The sequence below is a fragment of the Mesorhizobium sp. PL10 genome (genome assembly GCF_053714315.1).
On record NZ_JBSKBR010000124.1, the window covers coordinates 1 to 1710 of the forward strand.

Below are 1710 nucleotides of genomic sequence, written 5' to 3' on the forward strand. Positions count from 1 at the left end.
TTCTTTTGTAGCTGATGTGCAGGACTATCTGAAGGCTGGTGGCCGCTCTGCTGTTGTTGCGTACCTGAATAAGGTTGCGCCAGGGAGCCTCCCGTCGCGAGAGGAACTCACTGGGGAGCTCCCTCCCAGGATTGGGCGCCGTCGTAAGCTGGCTCCTCATCCCGAAGACGCCCCCTTGATCGAGGGGGCGCTCGGCCAAACGCTGAAAGATCTTGGAGCCCTCGACCTCGAGGCGGTCCGCATCGGCGGGACCTTCCGCAACTTCCCCCCGGCGACGGTCTATCGGATCGCCAGGATCAAGAGCCTCAGCACCTATGACTGGCGTTTCTCATGACCGATCTCCTGTCGGCGGTGCTGGGGCTTGGCCTGTTCGGCGCCGCTTGTCTAGCCTTCACCGAAAAGATACTGCCCGTGCCGCCGTCGCATGTGCTGCTGCTTTTTCTCGGCATGACCAGGGCGTCTGATATTGCCGCGCTCGGCGCCCTGTTGGCGGTCACGACACTGGCTTCGACGGCCGGCTGCCTGTTCTGGTTCGCTCTGGGCGGCCGGCTGGGCCCGGTACGCGCCGACGCCCTGGTCGGGCGCTTCGGCCGCTATTTCTTCCTGCGCCATGAGACCTATCGGCGTTTCTCCGGCGCCTATCGCCGCAATCACATCCGGGCCTCGCTGCTGGCGCAGTTCGTGCCGACGGTGCGGAATTATCTGCCGATCGCCGCCGGCGCGCTGCGTCTGCGGGCCTTGCCCTTCGCTTTGGCCACCCTGCTTGGCGCGATGCTGTGGAACGCCGGCTTCCTTCTTGCGGGCTATGCGATGCGCGACGGCGTCCATGATCTGCTCACGGTGGCGTTTCGCATCATGGCCATCGTGCTTGCGCTGGAAGTCGCGTTCCTCATCGCATTGCGCTCCCGTTGGCGTCGCGCCAGACCGGCAGGAAGGTAGACGCTGCCCCTTTCTTTCCCGCACGCGCCGGTGCTTAGTCCGGCCATGGCTTTCACCATCCGCCAACTGCAGTTCTTCATTGCCGTCGCCGAGCAGGGCACCGTCTAGGGCGCCGCGCAGAACCTCTCGATTTCGCAATCCTCGGTCACCGAGGCGATCAAGGAGGCGGAGAGCGATCTCGGCGTCGAGCTCTTCGAGCGCCATCCACGCGGCCGGAACATCGCTCACAAGGGCCACCAGTTCCTGCGCCACGCGACCAAAATCCTGGCCGATGTCTCCGATGCACGCCGTTCCTTCTTCAGCGACCAGGCTGTCGCTGGCGGCCGCCTGCAGCTCGGCGACACCTCGCTGGTCGCCGGCTATGTGCTGTCCGATTTGCTCGCCCGTTACCGCCGCGCCTATCCGGGCGTCGAGGTTTCGGCCATCGAGGACAATGGCGACTATCTCGAGCACCTTCTGGTCGGCGGTAAGCTCGACATCGCCGTCATGGTCACGTCCAACCTGCGCGACCGCACCGCGCTGCAGTCGGAAGTCCTCGAAGTCTCGGCCTACCGGCTGTGGGTGCCGTTCAGCCACAGGCTTGCCAGCGCCGACATCATCGGCATCGGCGATAACGCCTCCGAGCCGCTGATCATGCTCACCGTCGACGAGATCGAGGAGACACACATAGCGATACTGCTGGGCCCAGCCTCCAGCTGAACCGCTCACGGCTAGTGGCTCTGCACAGGGATTATGACTCTTTGCCGGTGGGCTTTGGATAGGCTTTGGCCA

At 64.3% G+C, this 1710-nt stretch carries 1 protein-coding gene and 2 pseudogenes; all 3 read left to right on the forward strand.

Annotated elements, in window-relative coordinates; translation table 11 throughout:
* Window positions 1-334: pseudogene (locus ACWGTO_RS33340) on the forward strand (hypothetical protein); the annotation flags it as partial.
* Entirely contained in the window at window positions 331-939 is a 609-nt protein-coding gene (locus ACWGTO_RS33345; protein ID WP_454578935.1) for a DedA family protein, read from the forward strand. The pseudogene ACWGTO_RS33340 and the gene ACWGTO_RS33345, both read left to right, overlap by 4 nt.
* A 45-nt stretch (window positions 940-984) precedes the next feature.
* Window positions 985-1599 (forward strand): annotated as a pseudogene (locus ACWGTO_RS33350) (LysR family transcriptional regulator); the annotation flags it as partial.
* Window positions 1600-1710 lie beyond the last annotated feature (111 nt).

Coding starts and splice junctions, on each gene's coding strand:
- ACWGTO_RS33345 (WP_454578935.1), top strand. CDS start 331: ATGACCGATCTCCTGTCGGCGGTGCTGGGGCTTGGCCTGTTCGGCGCC.